Here is a 24,332-nt window from a genome sequence, read left to right on the forward strand (position 1 = left end):
ATGAGCGCGACGTCCGGTGCGCGGTCGATCCCGCCGGTGGTGTCCGATGTCGCCCTGGCGGCGTCGGCCTGCGCGCTGGACGTGCTCTTGTACTCGGACGCGGTCTCCGGGGACCGCGCGCCGGAGCAGATGCGGTTCTCGATCGCGTACGTGGCGATCGAGTTCGTGGTGCTCCTGCTGCGGCGGCGGGCCCCGGCGACCGTGTTCGCGGTGGCCTTCGCGCACTCCGTCCTGGCCAAGTTCCTGAGCGGCTTCGACTTCTGGCCGATGGTGGGGCTGTACCTGGCGCTGTTCACCGTCGCCGTGCACCGCTCGACCAGGGTCGCGGTCGTGGTGCTGGTCGCCGCACAGGCCCACGCGGCCTGGATAGCCGTGCTCGACCTCGCTTCCGCCACCCCGCGGCCCGTGCTGGTGGTGGTGGCCGTGTTCACGTACATGGCGGTGCAGTCGTTCGCGGTGTGGGCGGCCGGTCGGTGGATCCGCACCAGCCGCGAGCACGCGGGGATGCTGGAGGCCCGACGTGAGTGGGAGGCGCGGCAGGCCGTGGCGGAGGAGCGCGCGCGGATCGCCCGCGAGCTGCACGACGTGGTGTCGCACTCGGTCACCGTGATGGTGCTGCAGGCGGCGGGCGGGCGGCGGGTGTTCGGGCACGACCCGGTGCGGGCCGAGCGGGCGTTCGGCACCATCGAGGAGGTCGGCGAGCAGGCGATGAGCGAGCTGCGCCGGATGCTCGACGTGCTGCGCACCGACAACGCCGACCAGGCGTTCGAGCGCCTGCCGGGCGTGGACAGCGTGCCGCACCTGGTCGAGTCGGTGGGCGCGACGGGACCTGCGGTGCGGCTGCACGTGGTCGGCGAACCGCGGCCGGTGGCGCCGAGCGTGGGCCTCGCGGTGTACCGGGTGGTGCAGGAGGCACTGACCAACGTCGCCAAGCACTCCGGCCCCCGCGCGACCGCGGACGTCCGCCTCACCTGGACCGCCGACCGGATCGAGATCGTGGTCACGGACGACGGTCGTGACGCCTCCCCGCCCCGCCGCGACCTGTCGACCGGCCACGGGCTCACCGGCTTGCGCGAACGCCTCGCCGTCCTGGGCGGGCAGCTCACCGCCGGCCCCCTGCCCGGAGGCGGCTTCTGCCTGCACGCGGTCCTCCCGGTCCACGACCCGCTCCCCGCGGCGGCCGACCGATACGACGCCGGGCCGTCCGACGCCACGACGGGGCCCGGCACGCGCTGATCGACTTCCTCGGGTTCTGTCGTGCCAGTTGCAGCACCTGTGGGGTACCAGAAGTCGGCTGCATGGCGTGACCTGCGGTTATGTTGCTGTGGGTTCGTACTCGTTGATCAGGCCGCCGAGGACTGGCGGCGTTAGAGGTCCAGCCCGGCTCTGCAGTCGGGTGGTCCGGCCGTGGTGGTGTGAGTTGTAGGGCTTGGTGCGGTCGGCGGTGGCTGTAGTGGGTCGCGTAGCGGTCCAGCGTTGTTGGTTGATGATGAGCAGTCGGTCAGTGAGTTCACGCCTCACGGTTCCGACGAAGCGTTCGGTGTGGGCATTGGCTCGCGGACACCGTGGTGGGATCTTCACGACCTGGATGCCTGCGCCGGAGAAGACCGCGTCGAACAAGGTGGTGAACTGGCCGGCCCGGTCTCGGATGAGGAACCGGAAGCCGTCTGTCCGGTCGCTGAGGTCTATCAATGGGTTGAGGGCTTGTTGGGCGGTCCAGGGGCCATCGGGGTCGGTGGTGAGGCCGAGGATGTGGGCGTAGCGGGTGGCGATCTCCATCACGAAGAACGCATAGACCGAGCTTGAGCAGGTCGCCCTGGATCCGGCGGTAGCCCCAGCCGGTGTTTCCCGCGCCATGCGCTCGTTCAACGCTACGACGGTGTCGTCGACCGGCGGTCGGCCGGTGCGATCGGGATAGGTCCACTTCCTCGCGACCAGGCGCCGGCGCCATCGCAGGATGGTTCCCGGTGTCACCAGTCGGTGCTCGCGCAGCAGCCCGGGGGAGTCGGCGATCTCCACGTCCTCCGTCAGCCGGCGCTTCTCCCGCCGAAGCCTGGCCAACTCCTCGCGCTCGTCCGTGGTCAGCCCGTTGGTGCGGCGTGCCCGCGTCGCGCTCGGCCTGCACGGCCCATTGCCGCACCGCGGTCTCGGTCAGGTCAAAGTCCTTCGCGACCTGACCGAGACCGGTCGCCCCGAAGGCGGAGCTCGACGATCTCGGCCTTGAACTCTGCGGGGAACGACCGGCGGAGCCGCCGCTTCTTCCTGCCCATGGCCTCCATGATGGGACATCCTTCCGGGGGCCTGCGTCCCGTGATCTCTGATCTTCGTCAAAGCGGGACAAACCCACTACCTGACTTGCGGAGCCTTGAGGGAGTCGAGGAACTCGACGTCGCGTTGCAGCGCCGTGTCTTGCCGTTCCAGGGCAACAGGTCGGCGATCCGAACTCGTCCACGCAGCTCACCCGGCTGCCCTCCCCACCTGCGCGTATGGTGAAAGCAAGGCAATGCAGGACCTTTGCGCAAGAAGATGATCAGTGATGGATTCCTGGACAGGGCCAAGGAGCAGAGTGCTCTTGACCAGGCGAAGCACGCGATCGAAGCGGGAAGGCACATTTTTGTATTCAAGTTCATCGAGGCACATACAAATAGCTCCGCAACCGGTGCCATGACCGGGATAAACGACCAGATGGAGGCCATTGAATCGCTCGGCTGGCGACTGGACAAGATGTCCGCCTGTGGAGGTAACGTCATCGGCGCGCTGGGCAATAGCGAACGTATCGCCATTGTGTGCCTCTATCGACGGATGCCAGGCCCGCCCCAACAGCGCGACGAGACAATCTCGGTCACCAAGCCCAACTAGCTCGAGTTCAACCTATTCGGCGGGGTCGATGAGTGGTCGGCTTCGTCTTCCTGCGCTGCTTTGGTTTCTGGCCGTTCGCGCCGGTGAAGGGATGGGACGCCGTCCTCGATCACCCAGGTCTTGTGGGTGTGACGCAGGTCTTGGACCGCCGGTGCAGCCCACCGTCTGACCGGCTGTGCAGCGCGCCGTCGCGAGCGTCGACGTGGATCTCCTGGTTGTCTAGGTCGACCCGAGACCAGCCTGGCCAGCTCACCCAACGCATGCCGGTGTACGCCGCTGTGACGATCAGGACGGCGTTGCGGGCCGACGTCCGTTCGGCCAGCGGTCACTTCGTCGGGTCGGCGGTCGGCCGTTCGGGTTGGTCGCCGGAGTTGAGTAGCAGCCTGCGGCACCGGTTCGATCCGATCAGCCCGTCGTCGCCTCGCAGAGGACTATCGACAGCAGCCTGACCACCCCGGCGACGCTGCGCTCGCTCAACGACCGGCCGATGTCAGGCAGGTGGGACGAACCGGGCGACTCCCTCGCCGACCGCGACGTGCCAGTGCACGTGCTTGTTGTGCTGTTCGTTGCCCAACGTGGTGAGCACCTGGCAGCCACCGTGCTGATCAACGGCCCATGCGGCGACCTTCTTGACGGTGGTCATCAACTCGGTGGCCAAGTGGTCGTCCAGGTCGAGCAACGACGAGACGTGTCGTGTGGGGATCACGATGATGTGATCGGTTCCGAAGCCTGGCAGAGGTGGACGGAACGCGAGCGTGTTCTCGGTCCGGACGAGCACCTCCACCTTCACCGCGCCTGGAATGACCTCGTCGCAGTACCAGTCCTGCCGCATTCTCCGACCATAGCCACCACGCGTCGTGTCAGGTGTCCTTGCGCCCTCGGGTGCGGGCCTGGGCGAGGCGGTAGAAGTCGGTGCCGGTCTCGATGGCCGAAGGTAAGCCGGCTAGCGATGCCCACCCGGTTGGGGCAACAGCGGCAAAAAGTCCCTGCGCGACGGGGATCTGGAGTGCGGCGGCGATGGTGCGGGCGACACGGGCGCGGCGGGCCCACCGCGTTTACCGTGCCCATCGGACGGGGGTCGTCGTTGCGGTGGATCTCGTTCCGCTTCACCACGGCACGGCGTGGTCGAGGTGGTGTAGCACCTCGCGTAGGGCGTGGGGCAGGTGCTGTTGGTGCCGGATCAGCGTGCAGTCGAGGAGTTCGCGGCGGCGGCTGCGGGCTCAGCGTTCCGTGATCGAGTTCATTCGTGGTATCCGGATGCTGCTGAGGACGACCTGGATACTGGCGTCGGCGAGGACGACGTCGGACAAGGCTGGGAGCTCCCGTTTCGGTCACGAATCAGGAACCGCAGGGAGCTGTCGGCGTCTTCGAGGTCCATGACGAAATCCCTGGTGGCTTGGATGACCACGCAATCAGCGGCAGAACCGCTCGTTGGACAGGTCCTGCGGTGAGCGGTGGTTCTGGGGGATGAATCAGGCGGGGATCGGGGGAAACCCTGATGGCAGGGCGCCGGACCGTGGGCACGCTTGAGGGGTCAGCAGGCATCCGCAGTTCGAGGAGAGTCATGAGCGAATTCAGGCCCGAGCATCCCCGTGTCGCCGTCGACGCTGTGGTCGACGCTGTTCGCGGGCTGGTCAGCGAGGGCTTCAACCGCCGTGTGGTCGTGCGTGACAGCAAGGAGGACGTGGTGTTGGAGGTGCCGGTGGCTCTCGGGTTGGTCGCGGCGCTGGCCGCTCCGGTGGCCACGGCGATCGGTACCGGTGTCGCGCTGGCCGGCAAGTGCGGGATCACGCTCGAGGACCGCCGACAGCCTGGCGGTCAGTCCGTGACAACGGTCGAAAGCGAGCAGGTGTAGTCGGCAGTCGCAGGTTGTCGCGGTAGCGAGGAGGCACGGGCGGGACGCAGGGGGTTGGTGCCGTCGTCAGTGGTTGGTGGCGGCGCCGCGCTTGATGCTGTGGCTGGAACGACTGTGAAGGCTGGTGATCTTCGGAATCGCCCGGCTTGCATAGGGCTCCATCGCTTGTTGAGGACGGAGTCATGGCAGGAACGTCACGGCAGTCGGCTGAGGTGCGGGCGCGGGCGGGTGCGGCTGGTCTGGGAGCGACTGGGCGAGTACCCGTCGTGGTGGGCGGTGGTGTGGTCGATCGCGGTGAAGTCTCGGGGTGGCCTTGCAGCAGATGCTGCGCAAGTAGATCCGGTCGGCCGAAGCCGATTGCTGGTGTCACCGTTCCCGAGCTCATCGCCCACCCTTCCCATTCGGGAGCGGGTGATCTTGACCGCCTCTGCATTTGCGAAGGTGGTCATGGGTTCGCGCTCACCGTTTGCTCCCGGGTTTGCTCCCAGCGGTGGTGGAGAGCGGCGAGCATGGTGTCGATCATCGGTTGGGTGACGTGGGAGTGGACGCCCATGACGCCGCTACCGGGTCACCATCCACATTGCCGCTACGGCACATCTGAGACACGACCCAGGCCGTCCAGGGGCGGTCTCGGGCTTGGTGTCCTCGGTGTTCCTCCGCCGGACCCGTCTGGGTCATCAGGTGCACATCCTTGATCAGGAGTTGCACCGCTCGGTTCACGGTCCCCAGTACCGCTCTGCCGGCGACAATGACTTTCTCGAGCGGCACGGGACCGGGCCATGCTGATCGACTGGGACGAGGCACGCGTCGATAGGCCCGACCTGGTCTCGTGCTGCCCGGAAACGCCGGGGCCTCCTGGACGATGCGCTCGCGGTCCACGCCGCGCAGGCGTCGCCCCTCGGCGACCGCCGCGTGTCCGTGCACGGCGGACGGAAGGTGAAGATGGTTCATGTCTGGGGTGGGAGGCGTTAAGAGACCCCGAGCCCACATGCCGACATCGTGTCGGTAAAGTTGCCGACATGATGTCGACAACTCAGGTGGGTCGGTAGCCGATGTTCTTGACGATCCGTGAGCTGGTTTTCGCCAGGAGCCGCTTCGCGCTGATGGGCACCGTGGTCGCGTTGATCGCGATCCTCATGGTGCTGCTGTCCGGGCTGTCGGTGGGCTTGGTCGACGACGGCGTTTCCGGGCTGAAGAAGCTGCCCGTCACGTCGTTGGCCTTCGAGCGGGACGTGGCGGCCGACGCGGCGTTCTCGCGCAGCGTGGTGGACCTCGGCGCGGTCGACGAGTGGGCGGAGCGCGACGGCGTCACCGACGCCGCGCCGTACGGGAACACCTTGGTCAACGCCAAGACCAATGGTGACGTCGACATCGACCTGGCGCTGTTCGGCGTCCAGCCCGGTTCGTTCATCGACCCGGAACCGACACAGGGCACGCGCCTGGGGTCCAACCCGAACGAGATCGTGGTGAGCGCCACGGCACTGGACGCGGGCGTCCGGCTCGGTGATGTCGTCACGGTCGACAGGGTCGGCACCGAGTTGACCGTCGTCGGCGTGCTGGACGGCCAGCACACTTACGGCCACGTCGACATCGGCTACATCCCGCTGCGCACGTGGCAGGAGATCCGGACCGGGACCGCGCCGGGCGCTCAGGCACCGGCACACGCCTACGAGGAGATCACCGCGGTCGCGGTGCGATCCGCGTCCGAGGCCGACCTCGCCGCGGGTGACCACGACGCCGGCACGATGTCGATGACGCTGGAGGAGTCCTTCGGCGCATCCCCCGGCTACACCGCCGAGACGTCGACCCTCCAGATGATCCAGGTGTTCCTCTACGCGATCTCGGCCCTGGTGGTCGGGGCCTTCTTCACCGTGCTGACCATCCAGCGCAAACCGGAGATCGCGGTGCTGCGCGCGATGGGCGCGAGCACGCGGTACGTGTTGCGGGACAGCCTGGCCCAGTCGCTGGTGCTGTTGACGACCTCGACCGTCCTCGGGGTCGGCGTCGGGGTGGCGGCGGGCGCCGCGATCTCGTCCACGCCGATGCCGTTCTCACTCGACCCGGGGTCGATCGCCGTCGCGGGGCTGCTGCTGGTGGTGCTCGGCATGGCAGGTGCGGCCATCGCGGTGCTGCGCATCGTCAAGGTCGACCCCCTCACCGCGCTGGGAGGCAACCGATGAGCGCCGGGCTGTTGTTGGACGAGGTCACCCTCCGTCACGGCGACGGGGAGGACATCACCACCGCGCTCGACGAGGTGACCCTGCGCGTCGAAGAAGGCGAGATCGTCGCGGTGGTGGGGCCGTCGGGGGCGGGCAAGTCGAGCCTGCTCGCGGTGGCGGGCGGGCTCACCGTGCCCGATTCGGGTCGAGTGCTCGTCGGTGACGTCGACCTGTCGGGCACCGAGCGGGACCGGGCGCGGATCCGTCGGGAGCGGATCGGCTACGTGTTCCAGAGCAACAACCTGATCCCCTCGCTGACCGCCGTCGACCAGGTGCGGTTGCCGCTGACGTTCGGTCGGCACGACGCGAGCCGCGACCCCCTCGAACTGCTCGCCGAGGTGGGCATGGAGCACAAGGCCGGTCGTCGGCCTCACGAGCTCTCCGGTGGTGAACGCCAACGGGTCGGCATCGCCCGTGCGCTGGTCACCCGGCCGCGCCTGCTGCTCGTCGACGAGCCGACCGCCGCGCTGGACCGCCAGCGCAGTCACGAGGTGGTCGAACTGCTGGCCAAGGAGACCCACCACCTCCGGATGGCTACAGTCGTGGTCACGCACGACCACGACGTGCTGCGCCACTGCGACCGGGTTTACGAGATGGTCGACGGCAGGCTGAACCCGGCCCAGCCCGCCCTGGCGTAGCGAAAGGCGACACCCGCCAGGAGGAGAGCATGCCCCGCATCCAGGCGCCCACCGTGGCCGAGCACCGCGCACGGCAACGGCGGGCGATCCTGGTCGCGGCGCACGAGTTGCTCGCCGAGACGGGTCAAGCCCCGTCGCTGGCCGCCGCGGGCGCGCGCGCCGGTCTCGCTCGGTCCAGCGTCTACCAGTACTTCTCCTCGCGAGACGCACTCCTGCAGGCCGTGGTCGAGGACACCTTCCCGGCCTGGGCCGCCCAGGTGCGCGCCCACGTCGCTGCGGCACCCACCCCGGCCGATCAGGTGTGGGCGTACGTGGAAGCCAACGTCGCGCTGTTCTCCGGGCCCGAGCAGGCGGTCGCCAAGGCCTTGCGGACCGCCATGGACCCCTCAGTGCTGCACGAGCACAGCGCGCGGCTGCACGCCCAACTCCGGGAGCCGCTCGTCAACGCCCTGCGCCTGCTCGGCGAGGCGGATCCCGACCAGATGGCCGAGTTGGTCAACGCGACCGTCCTGCGTGCGTCACAGGACATCGAGCGCGACGGTCGAACGGCCGTGTTGGCCCTGCTCGACCGGCTCCTCCGCCCCTATCTGGACGTGAACCGGACCGGGCGGCCCCATGGTGCGCCAGAAGTCGGGCATACCTCCTGACGTGCAGATACGTCTCCGCAGGTTCGTGGTGGGCAACTCGGTGTAAGGCAACTCTATAGTTTCAGTGTTGATTGAACCTGTCCGTGGCCGCCGGGTGCTTTGATCCGGCGGAGGTCCTTGGGCGGTAGGGCACAGCCCTACTTCAGGGCGTATGCCCTGATGATCGTCTGCCGTTGCGAGGAGCCGGCCGAGTCGGACACGCTCGACCGCAGCGAGACGAAGTCCGCGCCGGCCGGGTGGTGGACCGTGGCCTGCCACTGGTCGCGGTCACGTTTCACGGTCGCCGGCCGCCAGGTCGTGCCGTCGTCGTAGGAGACCTCGATCGCCGGCGGGCTCACGCCGACGAGGTCCGCGCTTCCGTTGCGCTGCACGTACACCGGGAACGTGAACGGCCGTCCCGCCGACGCGGCGTTGTGGTTGTCGAGGTTCGGCGCGTACCGCACCGCCAGCAACGGCAGGGGGACGGGCTCGGCGCTGTACTCCGACGTGAACGTCCACTCGGCGCTGATCCGGGTGGAGAGCCGGCTGTGCGGCCGGTCGGACTTCGAGCGGACGGTGTACTCCGCGCGTTCCGGCTCGACGACGAAGAAGAGGTTGCCGGGTTCCGGGTTCTCGCCGATGACCTCGCCGTTGCGCAGGAGAGTCAAAGTGCCGGATCCCGTGTAGCCGATGCGCCCACCGTCCTGGTCGCTGCCAAGAGGTAGGGAGAGGCGCAGGATGTTGGTGCCGTCGCCGTCGGAGTCCCGCACCGCGTTGTTGATCGGCGACCAGTACTCCGACGATGCGAAGCCCGGGCCGAACACGCCGACGCCCCACCGCATCGTGGTGGTCCGGCCGCGCTGGAAGGTCAGCGGCGCGACCTGCCGGTTGCTGGTCGCCGCGAAGTCCGGTTGGCCCTCGGGAACCTCGACGAACTCGAGCTCCCACTGCCAGTCGACCTCCGGGGTGAAGTACTCGGTCAACGCGCCCGGCAGCGGCAGGTGCATGATCCAGTCGCGACGTCCGACCGTGCCGGGCGTGGTCCGGGCGTGGGTGGAGCGCACCTTCGCGAGGTCGCGGTCGTGGAAGGTCCACCGCGGTGACGGTGGCACGACGTCGGGCACGACGTGCCGCACGTGGTAGAGGTACGGGCTGCCGTCGAACGACGTCCCGTTCCACTGCGCCAAGTGCGCCTCCACCCCGAACCTGAACGTGCCTTCCCCGGTGGTCGACGGCCGGATGGTCATGGTGTCGAAGGCGGTCTTCTGCCCTCTGACGATGACGCCCTGTCGACCCCACGTCGTCTCCCGCGAGAAGGAGACCCATCCCTTGCCCGGCTTCGCGTTCGGCTCGTCCGTCCGGACACCGACCGGTTCGGCCTCGCGTGCGTCGAGGACGATCTCGGCGTCACCGGTGACCGTGAACGCCGGCTCGACGATCTCGGCGTTGAGGTAGTCCTCGCCGCTGCGCTTGAGGATGGTGCCGAAGAGGATGTACTCACCCTTCGGCAGCCGGACCGTGGTGGTGCCCGACTCGTCGTACGGCCGGTACACCCTGGGGTAGTGCGCCTCCGGGGCGACGTTCCCCAGGCGAACGCTGTACTCGGCGGTCGGCGCGCCGTCGTGGTCGACGACCTTGAACGTCACGTCGTGGTGCTCGATCTCCCGGTGCACGGTGATCGGGGTGCGCATCTCCTGGCCGCCACCGGTCGCGGTGAAGGCTCCGCTGTAGACGCCGTCCGCCCCGTGGGTCCTGGTGTCGGTGGTGATGGTCGTGGTCGCCTGTTCCCCCGCCCGGACGGTCAGCGTCACCGGGTCGAACGTGAACATCCCGGCCGGCGCGGGGGATCCGCCGGAATCCGAGACCTTCGCGGCGAAGTCCAACGTCACCGGCTCGGCGCCGGTGTTGGTGTAGGTGACGGACTTCGCGATCGGCTCGTCATCGTCGTGCGGCCACTGCTGAACGCCGAGGCTCAAACTCCCCACCGACGCGAACACCGTGGACATCGAGGACTTCTCGACATCCACCCGACCGGCGCCCTGCTCGAACACCGTCAGCCCGTCGTTCGGCTTGGCGTTGCCCATGAGCGCCGCCTTCAGCTGACCGGCGGCCCAACCCGGGTGCTGAGCGGCCAGGATCGCCGCCGCGCCGGCCACGTGCGGTGCGGCCATCGACGTGCCGGACTGCGCGACATGACCACCGCCCGCCTTCGCCGCCACGATCTCCGAGCCGGGTGCGGTGATGTCCGGCTTGATCACGCCGTTGACGTGGCCGCGGTTGGAGAAGTTGGCGAGCCGCTCGTCCCGGTGCACCGCCCCGACGGTCAGCGCGGCCGCCGCGGCGCCGGGACCCGGGACCTGCTCACCGAAGTTGCCGGCCGCGACCACGAAGAGCACACCGGTCTCCGCGGTGATCCGGTCGACGGCCTGCGACAGCGGATCGGTGCCGTCACTGGGACGCAGGCCGCCGAAACTCATATTGACCACGTCGGCGCCGTTGGCCGCGGCCCACTCCATGCCGGCGATGATCCCCGAGGTCGAGCCCCAACCGTCGTCGTCGAGAACCTTGCCGTTGAGCAACTTGGCACCCGGTGCGACACCGGGATACCTCTCGTTGTCCCCGGTGATGGTCGAGGCCACATGCGTGCCGTGACCGTACCGGTCGGAAACGGTGTCGCTGTCGGTGAAGTTCTGCTCACCCGAGATCGCGCCGGCCAGGTCGGGGTGCTCGGCGTCGATCCCGCTGTCCAGCACCGCGACCGTCGAACCGGCTCCGGTGTGCCCGGCCGCCCACGCCCGCGGCGCCCCGATCTGCGCGGTCGACCGGTCCAGGCTCGCCCGCACCGGCTCGTCGAGCCAGACGCGCTCGGCGGATCTCGCGACCGGCCAGTACGCGCCGGACCGTTCCACCGAGACCGCGGTGGCACCCATGGCCGGCAGCTCACGGCTGACCACAGCGGCCGCGCTGCGTGGCGTCGGGCCGGCGTGGTCGACGATCAGCGGCAGCCGGTCGCCGGGGAGTTCGGCCAGTGCGCTCGCGTTGAACAGGTCGGGGTCCAGCGTGCCGCGGGACAGCAGGGGAACGGCGTCCTCGGGGACGACGTGCGTGTCCCCGTGCTCGTCCCTGCTGATGTAGAAGGTGACGTGCTCGCGGCCCTCGGCCGCCCGCACCTGCGCTCCCTGCGGTCCGCCGAGGGCCACCGCGTCGCCCGTCAGCAACGTGATCTCCGGCCCGGTCGGCGTCAGCTCCGGCGTGGACGCCGCGGCGGCCGGGTATCCCGCTCCCGCCGCCGCTGTTCCCGCTGCGACCACTAAGGACGTCACCAGGCCGAACCGCACCCGTTTGTGCCTCATCGAGTCCTTCTCCCGTCTGTGCGTCCACTGCTCCAGTCGGAGGTCAAGACGCCGGGCGAGGACTGTCGGGTTGCTCGCCGATCGACAATCGCCACTGCGTGACGTCGTACGGGCGATCGTTGTCCAGGATCTCCACGTCCCTGTCCTGCTCGCTCAGGGGTGGCCGGTGCAGCAAGGCGAAGGCGTTGGCACGCTCGCGGACGTTGCGACTGCGTGGCGGAGGGGATGCGACAAGTCGGAGTCTCAGGTCTTCGCGTGCCTGCTTTCTCGGGATCGGGGGTGCGCGTCATCGATCGGCAGCTGCCTGCCGGTGGCCCAGACGACGAGCGCGCCAACCGCGAAGCCGGCCCCGGCGAGACTGGAGCCCACCCAGCCGTGGGCGGTGTAGAGGGCGGTGGTCGTGGCCGCGCCGAGGGCGGAGCCGAGCGAGTAGAAGACCATGTAGCCGCCGATGGCGCTGCTGGTGCGATCCGGGTACGCGGCGGTGAGCAGGTGCTGGTTGCTCACGTGCACGGCCTGCACGGCGAAGTCGAGGACCACGATTCCGATGATGAGGAGCGACAACGACCAGGGCAGCTGCGCGATCACAGCCCACGAGAGGATGAGCAGGCCGAGGGCGAGACCGGTGACCGGCGCCGCTCGTCCCGCATCCGCCCAGCGCCCAGCGCGTGCCGCGCCGAGCGCGCCGGCGAGCCCGGCGACGCCGAGCAGCCCGATGTGGCTCTCGCTCAGCTGCCACGGCGTGTCTGCCAGCGGCAGGGACAGCCCGCTCCACAGGGTTCCGAACGACGCGAACAAGAAGAACGCGATGAGCCCGCGCGTCAGGAGGACGCGCTGCCCGAACAGTCCGCCGAGTGAGGCGACGGCCCTCCGGTACCCCGAGGGTCGGTGGGGGCGCTCCTCTGCCGGCAGCACGGCGAGGACCAGGGCCGCGAGCCCGAGTGACAGCATCGCGAGCACGGCGTAGACGCTCCGCCAGCCCCACACGTCGGCGAGCGCGCCGGCGACGACCCGCGCGCTCAGGATGCCGACCACAACGCCCGAAGTCACGACGCCGATGTTCCGTCCGCGTTCGGCGGGCGGCGAGACCGACGCGGTGTAGGCCACCGCGGTCTGCACCACGACTGCGAACACCCCGGCCGCCGCGAGCCCCGCGAGCGCCATCCACGCGGCTGCCGCCGAGGCCGTGAGGATCAGGCCCACCGCGGTGAGCGCCAGGTGGACGGCGATGAGTCGGCGCCTGTCGACCACATCACCAAGCGGCACCAACAGCACCAGCCCTGCCAGGTAGCCGACCTGGCCGATCGCGACGATCCACCCCGTGGACTCCGCCGACACACCGAGATCTCGTCCCATCGGCGTCAGAACCGGTTGCGCGGCGTAGATGCTCGCCACCGCGACACCACACGCCACCGCGAGCAACAACCGTCGCCACACGTTCATGAGACTCCCAATTAGTAGCAGTTTGCAACCAATCGGACCGTACGGCACAATGGTTTCAATTCGCAACTCAATGGGAGGTGTCATGTCCCGCACCGCCATGAGCGCTCCGACCCCTGGCTGGACCGACCCCGAATGCCCCGTCGCCCGCACGCTCGACCTCGTCGGCGACAGGTGGAGCCTTCTGGTCATCCGCGACGCGATGGACGGGGTGCGGTCGTTCACCGAGTTCCAGCGACGCACCGGCATCGCCCGCAACATCCTCGCCGACCGCCTCCGCAAGCTCACCGCTCACGGGCTCCTCGCCCAGTGCGCCGCACCGTCGGGCCGCCGCCGGGAGTACGTGCTCACCGACTCCGGTCGAGACCTCTTCGCGGTCATCCTCACCCTGCGGCAGTGGGGGCAACGCCACGCCTTCGCCCCTGGTGAGGCCCACTCCGTCCTGCTCGACGAGCACGGCGCCCCGGTGCCGGAGATCGCGCCGACCAGTGCCGACGGGACCCTCCTCGGCACCGGCAACACCCACGTCCGGAAGGTCCGCTAGAACGTGGCCCTCCGGCTCCGGCCGACGCGGACTCCAGCCGAGCCGCGGCGGGCGCACCGGGAGTCGGAGTCGACGAAACGTGGGGGCCGCGAGTCGGTGCAGCGGTGCCGCGAGGAATGCCCGGTCGCCGGGTCGGGTGTCACCGTTCGGCGGCACACCCGATCGGGGCCCAAGGGCTGACAGCCGGGCCGCCGCGGCGGACGCTGATCAGCATGAGGAGTGCGGGCGTGGTCGTGTCGGTGGTGGTCCTGCTGCTGGCCTTCGTGGTTCCCGCCGCCGCGCGCGGTCAGGGGGTGGTGGTCGACTCGGATCGGTCGGCGACCTGGCGCGGCCGGCTGGTTCGGGACGACCCGCGGGTGCGGGACGTGCCTGAGTGCCGGCCCGTGGGGTGCGACCGGGTCGAGGTGGCGGTTCGGCTGCCCGTGCGGCTGCGGGACCGGCCCGGTGGGGTCGAGGTGGCGATCCGCACGGTCGGCGCGACGCCCGACGACAGCCTGGGCTTCGCCGTCTACCGGAACGGTCGTCGGGTCGGTCTTGCCGACGCCCAGATCGGCACCTCCCGGTCGGTGTGGCTGCCGAAGCTCACCGCCCACTACACCGTCTACGTCTTCCAGAACCCGTTCGTGCCGGAGCTGGCGTCGTCCACCGTCCGGTACGAGGGCGCGGTGGAGAACGAGGACTCGCGGCTCGAACCGGCGCCACGCGACCTGCTGCCCGACCTGGAGGCGCTGCCGCAGCGGTTCGCGACCTTCGACACGCCGCCCCCGTTCTTCGGTGACTCGGCCGAGCCGGGCTCGTCGTGCTTCCGCAGCGAGGTCGACGAGCGGGACGCGCGGCTGTGCCTGCGGTTCGGCCAGGCGATGGTCAACACCGGCGACGGCCCGGTGGACGTCCGCTACCGCACGCCCGCCGGCGAGCGGCCGGACGAGGTGCCCGGGGCCCAGCGCATCCACCGCTCCGACGGGACGTTCACCGACGTCCCGTCCGTGGGCGCGATGCACTACCACCCGATCCACTCCCACTACCACTTCGAGGACTTCTCCGTCTCCGAGCTGTGGGCGGTGGACGCGGCCGGGCGGCCGACGGGGACCGCACCCGTCGCCACCGGCAAGAAGAACGGCTTCTGCATGGCCGACACCGAGCTGGCGTGGTGGGACCGGAAGGGCAACGCGCCGCAGAGCTACCCGGCACCACGCTGCTTCGACCCCGAACCGGACTCGCCGCCGGGGGTCGACGCGTTCAAGAACGGCATCGCCAGGGGCTGGGCGGACGAGTACTGGTGGGCGCTGCCCGACCAGATGATCGAGGTCAGCGGGCTGGGGGACGGCACGTACGCACTCGTCACGCGGGTCGACCCCGGGAACAGGCTGCACGAGTCGGAGGAGAACGACAACTGCGTGCGGGTACCGATCACGCTGACCGGTCTCGCCACCGGCACCCCGACGGCGGCACTGGGCAGCCCGGCCGAGCCCTGCACCTGACCCGCGTCGACGGAACATCCGGCGACGTTGCCCCGTCTGTTCGGCGCCGTCTCGCGGACGTCGGGGACAGGTTCAGCGGCCCGAACTCGTCCGGGCAGGTCACGCGTCCGCGGGCACGGCCGTTTCGCGGCGGAGCGCCTGCAGGGTCTCGAGCTCGCGATCGATGTCGCGCCGCTTGGCCTCGAGGCGTTCGACCTCCTGGGCGAGCAACTGCTCCATGACGCCGGTGCGCTCTTCGGGCGTGGCCTCCAGGCAGGGGAGCAGCTCCTTCACGGTGGCGCTGGCCAGGCCGGCGGCGAACAGGTGCTGGATCAGGACGACCCGCTCGACCGTGGAGTCGTCGAAGTCGCGCCACCCACCGGGGGTGCGCTCGGAGCGGATCAGCCCGTGCTCCTCGTAGTACCGCAGGGACCGGGTGCTGACGCCGCTCGCATCCGCTAGCTCACCGATGCGCATGAGACCTCCTGACGCTGTCCGCCGCCTCCCATTCTTGCAGTTGACACCGGTGTGAAGTTTCACGATTGCGGGGCCGCGCCCGGCAGGGGCGCCCGGGGAGCCGGAGGTCACCGTGAATGCCCGGATCCACGCGTGGTCGGACTCCGTCCGGCGCCCGGCACGCCCTGGACCAGGGCCCGGCCGGGGAGCCCGGACTCGACCCGGTTCGGGGCCCTGACTGCCGACCTCGTGGAGATCGGCGTCCGCCATGTCGAGCCTGAGGGCTTCCGTTCGGCGGGCAGCTGCACCGCTCCGACGTCACCACCTGCTCGTGACTCACCTCGATGAAAGGTCACCCGCCATGCACTGGTTCTACCTCGGCATCGCCGTCGTCTTCGAGATCGCCGTCGCCGTCGCCGCAGGCAAGGCCCGAGGCTTCACCCGACCTGCCTGGACCGTCGCCACGCTGGTCAGCGGCGGCATCGCCACGTACCTCCTCAGCCTGGCGCTGCTGACCTTCGACGTCGGCGTCGGCTACGCGATCTGGACCTCCGTCGCAGGCGTCGGGATCGTCGTCCTCGGCGCCCTCTTCTTCGGACAACGTCTCGACTGGCGCAAGCTCCTCGGCATCGCCGCCGTCATCGCCGGGGTCGTCGGCCTCCAACTCAGCGGAGCAGCCTGATGACCGACACCAGCCCCGCACCACGCCACCTCGAAATCGATCGTCAGGAAGGACCTCACATGACCCACGAAACCGCCACCGCGCGCCGTGACCGGGCACGGGCATGGCTGGTGCTCCTCCTCGCCGGGGCCTTCGAGGTCGGATACGCCCTCTCCGTCGGAGGCAGCCACGGCTTCACCGTGCTGTCCTGGTCGCTCGTCGCGGTCGTCTTCTTCCTGCTGACGCTCTTCGCCCTCAGCCTCGCCCTGCGCACCATCGACGTAGGCATCGGCTACGCCGTCTGGGCCGGCATCGGCGCCGTCGGAGCCGCACTGCTCGGCCCCGTCTTCTTCGGGGAGACCCTGACCCCGGTCAAGGCCTTCTGGCTCACCGTGATCATCGCGGGCGTCGTCTGGCTCAAGCTCTCCGACAGCCCCGAGCGAACGCGGACCGAGCGGCCTGCCCGGCTTTGACGACCGCGGCACGCCCGGCTGTCGCCGTGCGCCGATCGCCGTAACCCCCTTGGAGCGAAAGGGACAACCGCGACCGAACCTCGGACGGGCGGGTCGTGCGCGGGGCAGCATTGGCGTTCGGCCTTGCCGCGAGGAAGCTCGCAGGCCGATCGAGGGGGGAACCTTGTTACCACGAAGAGCCCTGGCCGCGCTGTTGGGTACCGCGATAGTGGCATCGGGCATGGTTGCCACGACCGCGGAGGCGGCGCCTCACTCCACGCGGTCGTACCCGGTGCTGGCTTCCTACACCGACTCCGCGAAGCGTCACACCGCGTTCCCGTGGCAGGACCAGGACGCGCCGTTGGGCGCCTCGACGCGGGACGGTCGACTGCACGTCTCGCGGGTCTACCTGACGTTCGACGTCGCGCAGTTCGCCGGCGCCCGGATCCTCGGCGCGAAGCTCTACCTCCAGGAGAGCTCGACGGCCGACTGCGCCAAGCGCGCGATCGAGGTGTGGCAGACCGCGCCGGTCACCGGTGATCCCACGTGGGCGGACGCGCCGAGGCGCGAGCGGTGGTTGGACGACTTCACCGCGACCGGGGTGTGCCTGTCCTACCCGTCGTTCGACGTCGCGGCCGCGGTGCGGGACGCGTCGGCGCGCAACGAGTCCCGGATCACGGTGGAGGTCGCCGTGCCGGCGCCGCTCGAACGCGACACCACCTACGGTCGGACGTTGTACGGGTACTACAAAGCCGCGCTGAGCGTGCAGCACAACCAGGCTCCGTCCATTGTGGACCAGCACCGCTACAACTCCGGCAAGCCGTGCGCCACCACGCCTCCCTACCCGAAGCTGAGCACCTCGTTCGTGACGCTGGAGGCCCTGCCCGCCGACGGCGACCCGGGCGACCAGAGCCCGAGCTCCCTGACCGTCGACTTCGCCCTGTGGCCGCAGGACGACCCGGCCGCGCGGACCGAGAAGGCCTCGCAGTTCGCGAGCACCACCCGGGTGGGCAGCGCGGGCTTCCCGGGGCTCGCCGACGGGAGGACCTACTCCTGGCAGGCACGCGCCGGTGACGGCGCCGACCTGTCCGCCTGGTCGACACCCTGCCACTTCGTCGCCGACGGGGTGAAACCGCCCGCACCCGCGATCACCTCCCCGAACTACCCGCCGAACGACGGTTCGTCGACGGCGCCCGTGGGCGAGGACGGCGTGTTCGTCTTCGACGCCCGCGGTGACGCCGACACGATCGGGTTCGGCTACACGTGGGGCAGCACGATCCCGGTGCCCGGCTGCTTCAACGGGGAGCTGGGCCGGCTGATCTGCGCGGACCCGTTGGACGGCGACCAGGCGGTCCGGGCGGACCACCTCGGCGGCACGGCCACGACGACCCTCGTCCCGCCCAACGCCGGCCCGCAGAAGCTCACGGCGTGGTCGATCGACGCCGCGGGCAACCGCTCGGCGCCGAGCGAGTACTCCGTGTTCGTCCCGGCCAGCAGCCCGTCCATCACCCTGGTCGGCGACGAACCCCGGTGGAACCAGGACGTGACCCTGCGGTTCGTGCCGCTGCCCGCCCTGGCCGACCGCACCGTCGACTTCGTCTACCGGCTCGATTCGGGGGAGCAGCAGGTGATCGCGGCCGGCGCGGACGGCACGGCGACGATCACCTTCCGGGCCGATGACCCGAGGGGCCACACCGTCACCGCGAGCAGTCGCAGCGCCGACGGCTGGACGTCCGGCGCGGCGACCTGGACCCATTACTTCTTCCCGGGGCCGGGTGTGCACTCCGACGTGTACACCGACAGCGGCGAACCGACCGGGGGCGTGGGCGTGGCGGGCACCTTCACCTTCAGCCCGCCGCCGGGCTGGACCCAGGTCTCGACCTACCGCTACTCCCTCGACTGGGGCGAGTACGTCGACGTCCCGGCCGGCCCGGACGGCACCGCGACGATCACGCTGACACCGACCACCAGCGGCTACCACGATCTCGACGTCTACGCGATCGACGCCGACGGACGGTACAGCGACTACAGCAACCTCTTCACGTTCAACGTCGCGTGACCGACCGCCGCTGACCGGTCGACCGGAGTTCCGGCTCTGACGACCGGTCAGCGGCCCGGTGTCGCCGGCAGCGCGAGGGACAGCGCGAAGCGGCCGTCCAGGAACATGAGCCCGCGCTCCGCGAACTGGGCGAACGCGGCCTCGACGTCCGCCACCGGCCGGTCGAGGCCCAACGCCGAGCGGACGGCCGGAGCGGTGGTCGGACGGTCGCTGCACGCGAGGTAGATGTCGGCGAGCGCGTCGTGGAAGGTGTAGGTGCCGTCACGCCCCTGCTGCCGCCTGTCGTCGATCTGGAGGAACCCGCGGGTGGACCGGAACGTGAGCGACGGGCGGCTGCCCGACCACGCCGCCGACCACTCCGCCACCGCCTTCGCCAACGGCTCGTAAGCGGACGGCGGCAGGGCGTCGGCGAACTCGTGGTCGAAGAAGTAGGCGACCCGGGCGAGGTCCACGGTCTCCGGGTACACGTGTCGGTAGCTGGGCTCGACCGCGTGGCGCGCCGGCCCGAACCGGTCGGGTCGGGCGTAGAGCGGGCTGAAGCGCTCGAGCCAGATCCCGGCCGCGCTCGCCGGCGGTTGCAGGTGGGCCAAGTGCGGCACGACGGCCGCCTGGGCCAGGTAGTCCTCCTCGGTCTCGCCGGGGAAGCCCCACAGGATGTTCCAGCCCACCTCGATGCCGTAGTACCGGGCCCACCGCAGCAGGTTGACGTTCTGCGCCGCCCGGACGCCCTTGTCCATCAGCCGCAGCACGTCCGAGCTGAGCGACTCCAGCCCCGGCTGCAGGTGCGTGACGCCGCCGCGCGCCAGGACCTTGAGCTGCTCCTTGGTGAGGTTGGCCTTGACCTCGTAGAAGATCTGGAAGTCGTGGCGCCCGTCGGCCAGCGCGGGGAACAGCTCCTTCAGGTAAGCCGGGTCGAGGATGTTGTCGACCGCCTCGAAGCGGAACGCGCGGTAACGCCGCGACTGCCCGACCAGCTCGTCCAGCACCCGTTGCGGCGACTTGGCGCGGAACCGCATCGTCGTGCCGTTGAGGCCGCAGAACGTGCAGTGGTGCTTCGCTCCCCACCAGCAGCCCCGCGCCGACTCGAACGGGAGCCACACCTGCGTGGTCGGCAGGCCCAGCGCGGCCGACCGCTCGAAGAACTCGCCGTAGTCCGGCGCGGGCAGGTCGTCCAGGCGGTCGAGTGGTGGCGACGGGGTGGCGGCCGCCACCCGGTCGCCGTCACGGCGGGCGACGCCGGGAATTCCGGCCACGTCGGTTCCCGCCGCCAACGCGGCCAGCAGCAGGGGGAAAGCCCGGTCCCCCTCACCGATGACCGCGTAGTCGACGCAGTCCACCGAGCGCACGAGTTCGAGGCCCATCTCACCGTCGAAGTTCGCGCCGCCGAACACCGTGACGAGGTCGGGGTAGCGCTCCTTCAGCCGCCGGGCCAACGCGAACGACGCGGTGTTCTGCTGGAACGTCGAGCTGAAGCCGACGACTCCCGTGCGGTGCCAGTCGAACCCGTCGACCAACGCGTCGAGGTACGCGGGCACGTCGTGCTCGCGCGTGCGCAACAGCCGGTCGCGCACCGACTCGGACCCTTCCGCCAGGTAGGTCAGCTCGTCGGCGAACTCCTCGGGCAGCTCGCCGTCGGCGTCCGGCGCCGAGGAGCCGAACGCCGCCACGGAGAACAGCCAGTCGCCGACCTGCCTGCCCCGGTGATCGGCGAGCAACCGGTAGTAGTCCGGTCCGATCCGCGCCGCGAAGTCGAGGTTCGCGTGCAGGGTGCGCACCGGGAAGCCGGCCGCCTCCCCGATGGCCTTCAGCAGTCCTAACTGGATCGACGGTCGATCGGCCTGCATGAACGGCATCGACACCAGGACCGTCGGCGCGGTCACGGCTGCGAGCTGCCCGGCGTGGTGCTCCTGCTGATCAGGGCCGGCGTCGCCGAGCCCGGCGGGACGGGCGGGCAGGGGGGCGCGGCCCGGCTGATCAGGCTCGAGGACGCCGCGTACGCGACGACCAGGGCGGCGTGGTGCGGCGTGAACGACGTGGCGAACTGGTCGCTGAAGGGACGCTCCTCCGCCTCCTCCGCCACCTCGGTGACGTCGCCGGCGACCTTGAGGATGGCCGACAGCAGGGCGCGCTGCGGGTCGCTCAGCTCCAGCGATTCGAGCTTCGCGAAGAGCTCTTCGACTTCTTCTGCGGTGATGAAGGGTTCGGTCATCGTGCTGTGCCTCTCAACTGTCCGATGTGGACTTGGCGAGCTTGGCGCGCGTGTCGTGCCCGGCGGGGTGGCCGAGCTGGTCGACGATGTCGGCGGATCGCTGCCACGCGTCGTGGGCGGCGTCGACGTCGCCCGCGTCGTGGTGCGCGTCGCCCAGCGACGACAGCACGTGCGCTTCGTTGATCCGGTAGCCGGACGCCCGGAACAGCTCCACCGCGGCCTGGTAGCAGGCCACCGCCTGGGCGTGGTCCTCTAGTTGGTGGTAGGTGTAGCCGAGGCTGTGCCAGGTCTGGCCGGCGCCGAGCTGGTCGCCGAGCTCCGTTTGCAGGTCGAGTGCCTTGCGGCAGTGCTCGATGGCCGTCGCGTGGTCACCGAGCAGCGCGTGGAACCACCCGACGGCGTTGAGCACCTTGGCCTGCCCCGCCTGGTGCCCCGCCGCCCGGAACAGCGCCAGCGCCTGCTCCGCGTTCGCCAGCGCCTCGGCGTTGCGCTCCTGCCGTTCGAGCGACCACGAGAGGTAGAACCGGACGTAGGCCTCGCCGACGCGGTCGCCCGCCCCGCGGTAGAGGCGCAGCGCGAGGTCCAGTTCGGCGCACGCGTCCTCGTACTCGCCGAACCACACGTAGGTGCAGCCGAGGTAGCAGTGCGCGAAGGCCTGCTTCAGCGGGTCGCCGAGCCGTCGTGCGGCGGCCAGCGCCACGGTCAGCGCGTCGATCTCGTCCTGCCAGTGGCCCTGGTGCGCGAGGAACCGCCGGGTCGACCGGACCAGCTCCCACACCTCGGCGTCGAACTCGGGCTCCTGGTGGATCGCGGCCAGGAGCACGCGGTGCTCGGCGTCGAACCAGGCCAGCGCCTCGGTGCGGTCGGCGACCGGCTCGGGCGTGACGCCCGGCGGGAGCGCGGTCAGCGGGGCCGGTTCCTCCCGGCGCGGGTCGAGCAGCAGGTCCGCCTGGTCCGCGGTGTGCAGGTAGTGGCCGAGCGTTCGGCGGACGGCGGCCCGCCGGTCGTCCTCCGCGTCGAGGGCCTGCGCCTGCTCGGAGGCGTAGGCGCGCAGCAGGTCGTGGCAGGTGTAGCGGCCCGGGCTGTGCTCGGTGACGAGGTGGGCGTGGGAGAGCTCGGCCAGCAGTCGGCGCACCGTGCGCGGCGGCAGTCCGGCCAGGCTCGACGCGGCACGGGTGCCGAGGTCGGGTCCGGGGTGCAGGCCCGTCAACCGGAAGAGCCGGGCCGCGTCGGGGCTGAGCTGGAGGTACGACCAGGAGAACACGGCCCGGGGGTCGGTCGCCGGGTCGGCGCCGGAGAACTCGTCGAGACGACCCCGCGCCGCGCGCAGCTCACGAGCGAGCGCCGCCAGCCCGAACTTCGGGTGCGTCGTCGCGCGGGCCGCCACCACCGCGAGCGCCAACGGCAGCCGGGCGCACAGCGCGACGATCTCGTCCACCGCCCGGGGTTCGGCCGCGACCCGTCCGGCGCCGAGCCGCCCGGCCAGCAGCCGCCGCGCCTCGTCCGCGCCGAGCAGGTCGACGGTCAGGTACCGGGCCCCGTCGGCCACCAGCCCGGTCAGCTGGTCCCGGCTGGTCACCAGCACGAGGCAGGCCGGTGACCCGGGCAGCAGCGGGCGCACGTGCTCGGCGTCGCGCGCGTTGTCCAGCACCACCAGCACCCGGCGGTTCGCGAGCAGGCTGCGGCACAGGCCGACCTGCGCCTCGAACCCGACCGGGATCCGCTGCGGCGGCACCTCGAACGCGTCCAGGAACCGCCGCACCGCCTCGGCGGGCGTCACCGGGGCCCCGGTCGGGTCGAACCCGCGCAGGTTCACGTACAGCTGCCCGCCGGGGAACCGCTCGCGCACCCGGTGCGCCCAGTGCACCACCAGCGCGGTCTTGCCCACGCCCGCCGTGCCAGACACGGCGACGATCCGGACCGCCGTCGCACTCCCGCCCGCCAGGTCGTCCAGCAGCCGCAGCTCCTCCTCGCGGCCCGCGAAGCCGGGCAGGTCGGGCGGTAGTTGAGCGGGCGTCGCCGGCGAACCGCCCCGGTCGGACGGCGGCAGCTCGCCGCGGAGGATGGCGGCGTGCAGGGCGCGGAGCTCGGCGCCGGGATCGGCGCCCAGCTCGTCGGCGAGCCTGGCCCGGATGAGGGCGAAGCGCTCGATCGCCTCCGCGTCCCGCCCGACGGCGTGCAGCGCCCGCATGAACACCGCTTCCAGGGGCTCGGAGAGGGGGTGCTCCGCCAGGACGTCGGGCAGCGCGGCGATCACCGCGTCAGGACGCCCGAGCCGGAGCTGCACCTCGGCCCACCGGGTCACCGCGTCGAGCCTGCGCCGCCGCCAGCTGTCGCGGACCCGGTCGACCCAGTCGCCGGAGATCCCGGCCAGCGGCGGGCCGCGCCACAGGCCCAGCGCCTCCCCCAACGCCGCCGCGCGGGCCGCGTCCTCGACCTGGCCGCCCGCCGTGAGCCGGCTGAACCGGTGCAGGTCCACGAGGTCGGGCTCGACGTCGAGCACGTACCCGGCGCTGCGGCGCTCCAGCCGGGCCCGGACGCCGGTGCGCTCGGTCGCGGTGGCCAGCAGCCGCCGGATGCGGCTGAGGTGGGAGTACAGGACGTTGCGCGCCTCCACGGGCGGCTGGTCGTCCCAGACCCGGTCGATGAGGGTCTCGATGCCGACCGGACGGCCGGCGTCCACCAGGAGCGCGGCCAGCACGGCCTGCTGCCGCGGGGTTCCGACGTCCAGCGGCCGGTCGCCCGCGAGCAACCTCACCTCACCGAACAACCGGAATTCCACATCGATCGATGGTTGTCCGTCCGCAAGGTCGCCGCAAGGTCTCCGAGCAGGACGACCCGAAATCGTGAACCGACGAACCCGGCACACGAAAAAGGGGGCCTGACATGGGGCACAACACATCGGACTCGCTGCTGCTGGACCACGCCGCGCGCGGTTGGGACTCGGCCTGGCGGGAGATCGTGCGCGGTTACACACCGCTGGTCCGGAGCGTGTGCCTGCGCAGCGGGATCAGGGGCGTGGACGCCGACGACGTCGCGGCCACCGTGTGGCTGCGCCTCGTGCTGAACCTGAGAAGCATTCGCGAGCCCGCGGCGCTGCCCGGCTGGCTCGCCACCACGACCAGGAGGGAGTGCTACCGGTTGATGCGGACCAGGGACCGCCACACGCCGACCGCCGACGAGCCGGTGGACGAGGCCGAGCCCGCCGCGGACGTGTCCCTGCTCGACGCGGAGCGGCACGAAGCCCTGCGCGAGGCGCTCACCCTGCTGCCGGCGCGCGACCGCGAACTCCTCTCGCTGCTCTTCTCCGACCCGCCGACGCCCTACGACACCATCGTGGAGAGCCTCGGCATCCCGCGCGGGTCCATCGGCCCCACCCGCAGGCGGTGCCTGGCCAGGATCCGGCGCATCCCGTCGATCGCCGCGCTGCTGGAGGACTGAGGGCACTCACTGCTCCGGTCGAGATGTGATGGCGCCGGCGCCTGAACGGGACGCCGGCGC

At 70.6% G+C, this 24,332-nt stretch carries 20 protein-coding genes; 12 read left to right on the forward strand and 8 right to left on the reverse strand.

The window, feature by feature from the left end:
* A complete protein-coding gene (locus ABTZ99_RS08275) occupies positions 1–1,236 on the forward strand; it encodes a sensor histidine kinase (RefSeq protein WP_499609450.1) in 1,236 nt (411 codons plus the stop codon).
* A 78-nt stretch (positions 1,237–1,314) separates the two neighbouring features.
* On the opposite strand, the gene ABTZ99_RS08280 is transcribed toward ABTZ99_RS08275, so the two are convergent.
* Positions 1,315–2,019 (reverse strand): hypothetical protein, encoded by a 705-nt coding sequence (locus ABTZ99_RS08280; protein ID WP_499609453.1) that lies wholly within the window; start codon positions 2,017–2,019, stop codon positions 1,315–1,317.
* A gap of 495 nt (positions 2,020–2,514) precedes the next feature.
* Here ABTZ99_RS08280 and ABTZ99_RS08285 point away from each other — a divergent pair, with 495 nt between their 5' ends.
* Positions 2,515–2,859: a hypothetical protein gene (locus ABTZ99_RS08285; protein WP_499609456.1), complete on the forward strand. Its 345-nt coding sequence runs from the start codon at positions 2,515–2,517 to the stop codon at positions 2,857–2,859.
* A 490-nt stretch (positions 2,860–3,349) separates the two neighbouring features.
* Here ABTZ99_RS08285 and ABTZ99_RS08290 read toward each other — a convergent pair whose 3' ends face one another.
* Positions 3,350–3,691, reverse strand: coding sequence for an HIT family protein (locus tag ABTZ99_RS08290; protein ID WP_499609458.1), 342 nt, complete (start codon positions 3,689–3,691; stop codon positions 3,350–3,352).
* 732 nt (positions 3,692–4,423) lie between these two features.
* On the opposite strand from ABTZ99_RS08290, the gene ABTZ99_RS08295 reads away from it, so the two are divergent.
* From ABTZ99_RS08295 to ABTZ99_RS08310, 4 genes are all read left to right on the forward strand, one after another.
* Positions 4,424–4,714 carry a DUF4342 domain-containing protein gene (locus tag ABTZ99_RS08295; RefSeq protein ID WP_498783091.1) on the forward strand — a complete coding sequence of 97 codons (291 nt, stop codon included), beginning with the start codon at positions 4,424–4,426 and terminating at the stop codon, positions 4,712–4,714.
* 1,052 nt (positions 4,715–5,766) lie between these two features.
* Complete coding sequence (locus ABTZ99_RS08300; protein ID WP_499609461.1) at positions 5,767–6,894, forward strand: ABC transporter permease; 1,128 nt, start codon at positions 5,767–5,769, stop codon at positions 6,892–6,894.
* A complete protein-coding gene (locus ABTZ99_RS08305) occupies positions 6,891–7,571 on the forward strand; it encodes an ABC transporter ATP-binding protein (RefSeq protein ID WP_499609464.1) in 681 nt (226 codons plus the stop codon). Before ABTZ99_RS08300 ends, ABTZ99_RS08305 begins: the two co-directional genes overlap by 4 nt.
* 29 nt (positions 7,572–7,600) lie before the next feature.
* A complete protein-coding gene (locus ABTZ99_RS08310; RefSeq protein ID WP_499609466.1) occupies positions 7,601–8,218 on the forward strand; it encodes a TetR/AcrR family transcriptional regulator in 618 nt (205 codons plus the stop codon).
* A gap of 137 nt (positions 8,219–8,355) precedes the next feature.
* Here ABTZ99_RS08310 and ABTZ99_RS08315 read toward each other — a convergent pair whose 3' ends face one another.
* Positions 8,356–11,550 (reverse strand): S8 family peptidase, encoded by a 3,195-nt coding sequence (locus ABTZ99_RS08315; protein WP_499609468.1) that lies wholly within the window; start codon positions 11,548–11,550, stop codon positions 8,356–8,358.
* Positions 11,551–11,793: 243 nt separating this feature from the next.
* Positions 11,794–12,993 carry an MFS transporter gene (locus ABTZ99_RS08320; RefSeq protein ID WP_499609703.1) on the reverse strand — a complete coding sequence of 400 codons (1,200 nt, stop codon included), beginning with the start codon at positions 12,991–12,993 and terminating at the stop codon, positions 11,794–11,796.
* An 82-nt stretch (positions 12,994–13,075) separates the two neighbouring features.
* On the opposite strand from ABTZ99_RS08320, the gene ABTZ99_RS08325 reads away from it, so the two are divergent.
* Together ABTZ99_RS08325 and ABTZ99_RS08330 are read left to right on the forward strand one after the other, a co-directional pair.
* On the forward strand, positions 13,076–13,534 hold the full coding sequence (locus ABTZ99_RS08325) for a winged helix-turn-helix transcriptional regulator (protein ID WP_498783081.1): 459 nt from the start codon (positions 13,076–13,078) through the stop codon (positions 13,532–13,534).
* A 212-nt stretch (positions 13,535–13,746) separates the two neighbouring features.
* A complete protein-coding gene (locus ABTZ99_RS08330; protein WP_499609471.1) occupies positions 13,747–15,015 on the forward strand; it encodes a lysyl oxidase family protein in 1,269 nt (422 codons plus the stop codon).
* A 99-nt stretch (positions 15,016–15,114) separates the two neighbouring features.
* Here ABTZ99_RS08330 and ABTZ99_RS08335 read toward each other — a convergent pair whose 3' ends face one another.
* Positions 15,115–15,471, reverse strand: a complete 357-nt coding sequence (locus ABTZ99_RS08335) for a MerR family transcriptional regulator (protein WP_498783078.1) — start codon at positions 15,469–15,471, stop codon at positions 15,115–15,117.
* Between the two features lie 340 nt (positions 15,472–15,811).
* Here ABTZ99_RS08335 and ABTZ99_RS08340 point away from each other — a divergent pair, with 340 nt between their 5' ends.
* From ABTZ99_RS08340 to ABTZ99_RS08350, 3 genes are all read left to right on the forward strand, one after another.
* Positions 15,812–16,132: a DMT family transporter gene (locus tag ABTZ99_RS08340; RefSeq protein WP_498783076.1), complete on the forward strand. Its 321-nt coding sequence runs from the start codon at positions 15,812–15,814 to the stop codon at positions 16,130–16,132.
* Positions 16,132–16,584 carry a DMT family transporter gene (locus ABTZ99_RS08345; protein WP_499609474.1) on the forward strand — a complete coding sequence of 151 codons (453 nt, stop codon included), beginning with the start codon at positions 16,132–16,134 and terminating at the stop codon, positions 16,582–16,584. The genes ABTZ99_RS08340 and ABTZ99_RS08345 overlap by 1 nt, the downstream gene beginning before the upstream one ends.
* A gap of 220 nt (positions 16,585–16,804) precedes the next feature.
* Complete coding sequence (locus tag ABTZ99_RS08350; protein WP_499609477.1) at positions 16,805–18,622, forward strand: hypothetical protein; 1,818 nt, start codon at positions 16,805–16,807, stop codon at positions 18,620–18,622.
* Positions 18,623–18,669: 47 nt separating this feature from the next.
* Here ABTZ99_RS08350 and ABTZ99_RS08355 read toward each other — a convergent pair whose 3' ends face one another.
* From ABTZ99_RS08355 to ABTZ99_RS08365, 3 genes are read right to left on the reverse strand one after another with little or no spacing between them, the layout of a single operon-like run.
* Positions 18,670–20,502, reverse strand: coding sequence for a RiPP maturation radical SAM C-methyltransferase (locus ABTZ99_RS08355; RefSeq protein WP_499609479.1), 1,833 nt, complete (start codon positions 20,500–20,502; stop codon positions 18,670–18,672).
* Positions 20,499–20,831 (reverse strand): hypothetical protein, encoded by a 333-nt coding sequence (locus ABTZ99_RS08360; RefSeq protein ID WP_498783068.1) that lies wholly within the window; start codon positions 20,829–20,831, stop codon positions 20,499–20,501. The genes ABTZ99_RS08355 and ABTZ99_RS08360 overlap by 4 nt, the downstream gene beginning before the upstream one ends.
* 13 nt (positions 20,832–20,844) lie before the next feature.
* Positions 20,845–23,613, reverse strand: coding sequence for an AfsR/SARP family transcriptional regulator (locus ABTZ99_RS08365; protein WP_499609483.1), 2,769 nt, complete (start codon positions 23,611–23,613; stop codon positions 20,845–20,847).
* Between the two features lie 104 nt (positions 23,614–23,717).
* Here ABTZ99_RS08365 and ABTZ99_RS08370 point away from each other — a divergent pair, with 104 nt between their 5' ends.
* Complete coding sequence (locus ABTZ99_RS08370; protein ID WP_499609485.1) at positions 23,718–24,272, forward strand: RNA polymerase sigma factor; 555 nt, start codon at positions 23,718–23,720, stop codon at positions 24,270–24,272.
* The last annotated feature ends 60 nt before the right edge of the window (positions 24,273–24,332 follow it).

Source organism: Actinosynnema sp. NPDC002837, assembly GCF_040295345.1.
In the GTDB taxonomy this organism is placed as follows: domain Bacteria; phylum Actinomycetota; class Actinomycetes; order Mycobacteriales; family Pseudonocardiaceae; genus Actinosynnema.

Coding starts and splice junctions, on each gene's coding strand:
- ABTZ99_RS08275 (WP_499609450.1), top strand. CDS start 1: ATGAGCGCGACGTCCGGTGCGCGGTCGATCCCGCCGGTGGTGTCCGAT.
- ABTZ99_RS08290 (WP_499609458.1), bottom strand. CDS start 3,691: ATGCGGCAGGACTGGTACTGCGACGAGGTCATTCCAGGCGCGGTGAAG.
- ABTZ99_RS08295 (WP_498783091.1), top strand. CDS start 4,424: ATGAGCGAATTCAGGCCCGAGCATCCCCGTGTCGCCGTCGACGCTGTG.
- ABTZ99_RS08300 (WP_499609461.1), top strand. CDS start 5,767: ATGTTCTTGACGATCCGTGAGCTGGTTTTCGCCAGGAGCCGCTTCGCG.
- ABTZ99_RS08305 (WP_499609464.1), top strand. CDS start 6,891: ATGAGCGCCGGGCTGTTGTTGGACGAGGTCACCCTCCGTCACGGCGAC.
- ABTZ99_RS08310 (WP_499609466.1), top strand. CDS start 7,601: ATGCCCCGCATCCAGGCGCCCACCGTGGCCGAGCACCGCGCACGGCAA.
- ABTZ99_RS08315 (WP_499609468.1), bottom strand. CDS start 11,550: ATGAGGCACAAACGGGTGCGGTTCGGCCTGGTGACGTCCTTAGTGGTC.
- ABTZ99_RS08320 (WP_499609703.1), bottom strand. CDS start 12,993: ATGAACGTGTGGCGACGGTTGTTGCTCGCGGTGGCGTGTGGTGTCGCG.
- ABTZ99_RS08325 (WP_498783081.1), top strand. CDS start 13,076: ATGTCCCGCACCGCCATGAGCGCTCCGACCCCTGGCTGGACCGACCCC.
- ABTZ99_RS08330 (WP_499609471.1), top strand. CDS start 13,747: ATGAGGAGTGCGGGCGTGGTCGTGTCGGTGGTGGTCCTGCTGCTGGCC.
- ABTZ99_RS08335 (WP_498783078.1), bottom strand. CDS start 15,471: ATGCGCATCGGTGAGCTAGCGGATGCGAGCGGCGTCAGCACCCGGTCC.
- ABTZ99_RS08340 (WP_498783076.1), top strand. CDS start 15,812: ATGCACTGGTTCTACCTCGGCATCGCCGTCGTCTTCGAGATCGCCGTC.
- ABTZ99_RS08345 (WP_499609474.1), top strand. CDS start 16,132: ATGACCGACACCAGCCCCGCACCACGCCACCTCGAAATCGATCGTCAG.
- ABTZ99_RS08350 (WP_499609477.1), top strand. CDS start 16,805: ATGGTTGCCACGACCGCGGAGGCGGCGCCTCACTCCACGCGGTCGTAC.
- ABTZ99_RS08360 (WP_498783068.1), bottom strand. CDS start 20,831: ATGACCGAACCCTTCATCACCGCAGAAGAAGTCGAAGAGCTCTTCGCG.
- ABTZ99_RS08370 (WP_499609485.1), top strand. CDS start 23,718: ATGGGGCACAACACATCGGACTCGCTGCTGCTGGACCACGCCGCGCGC.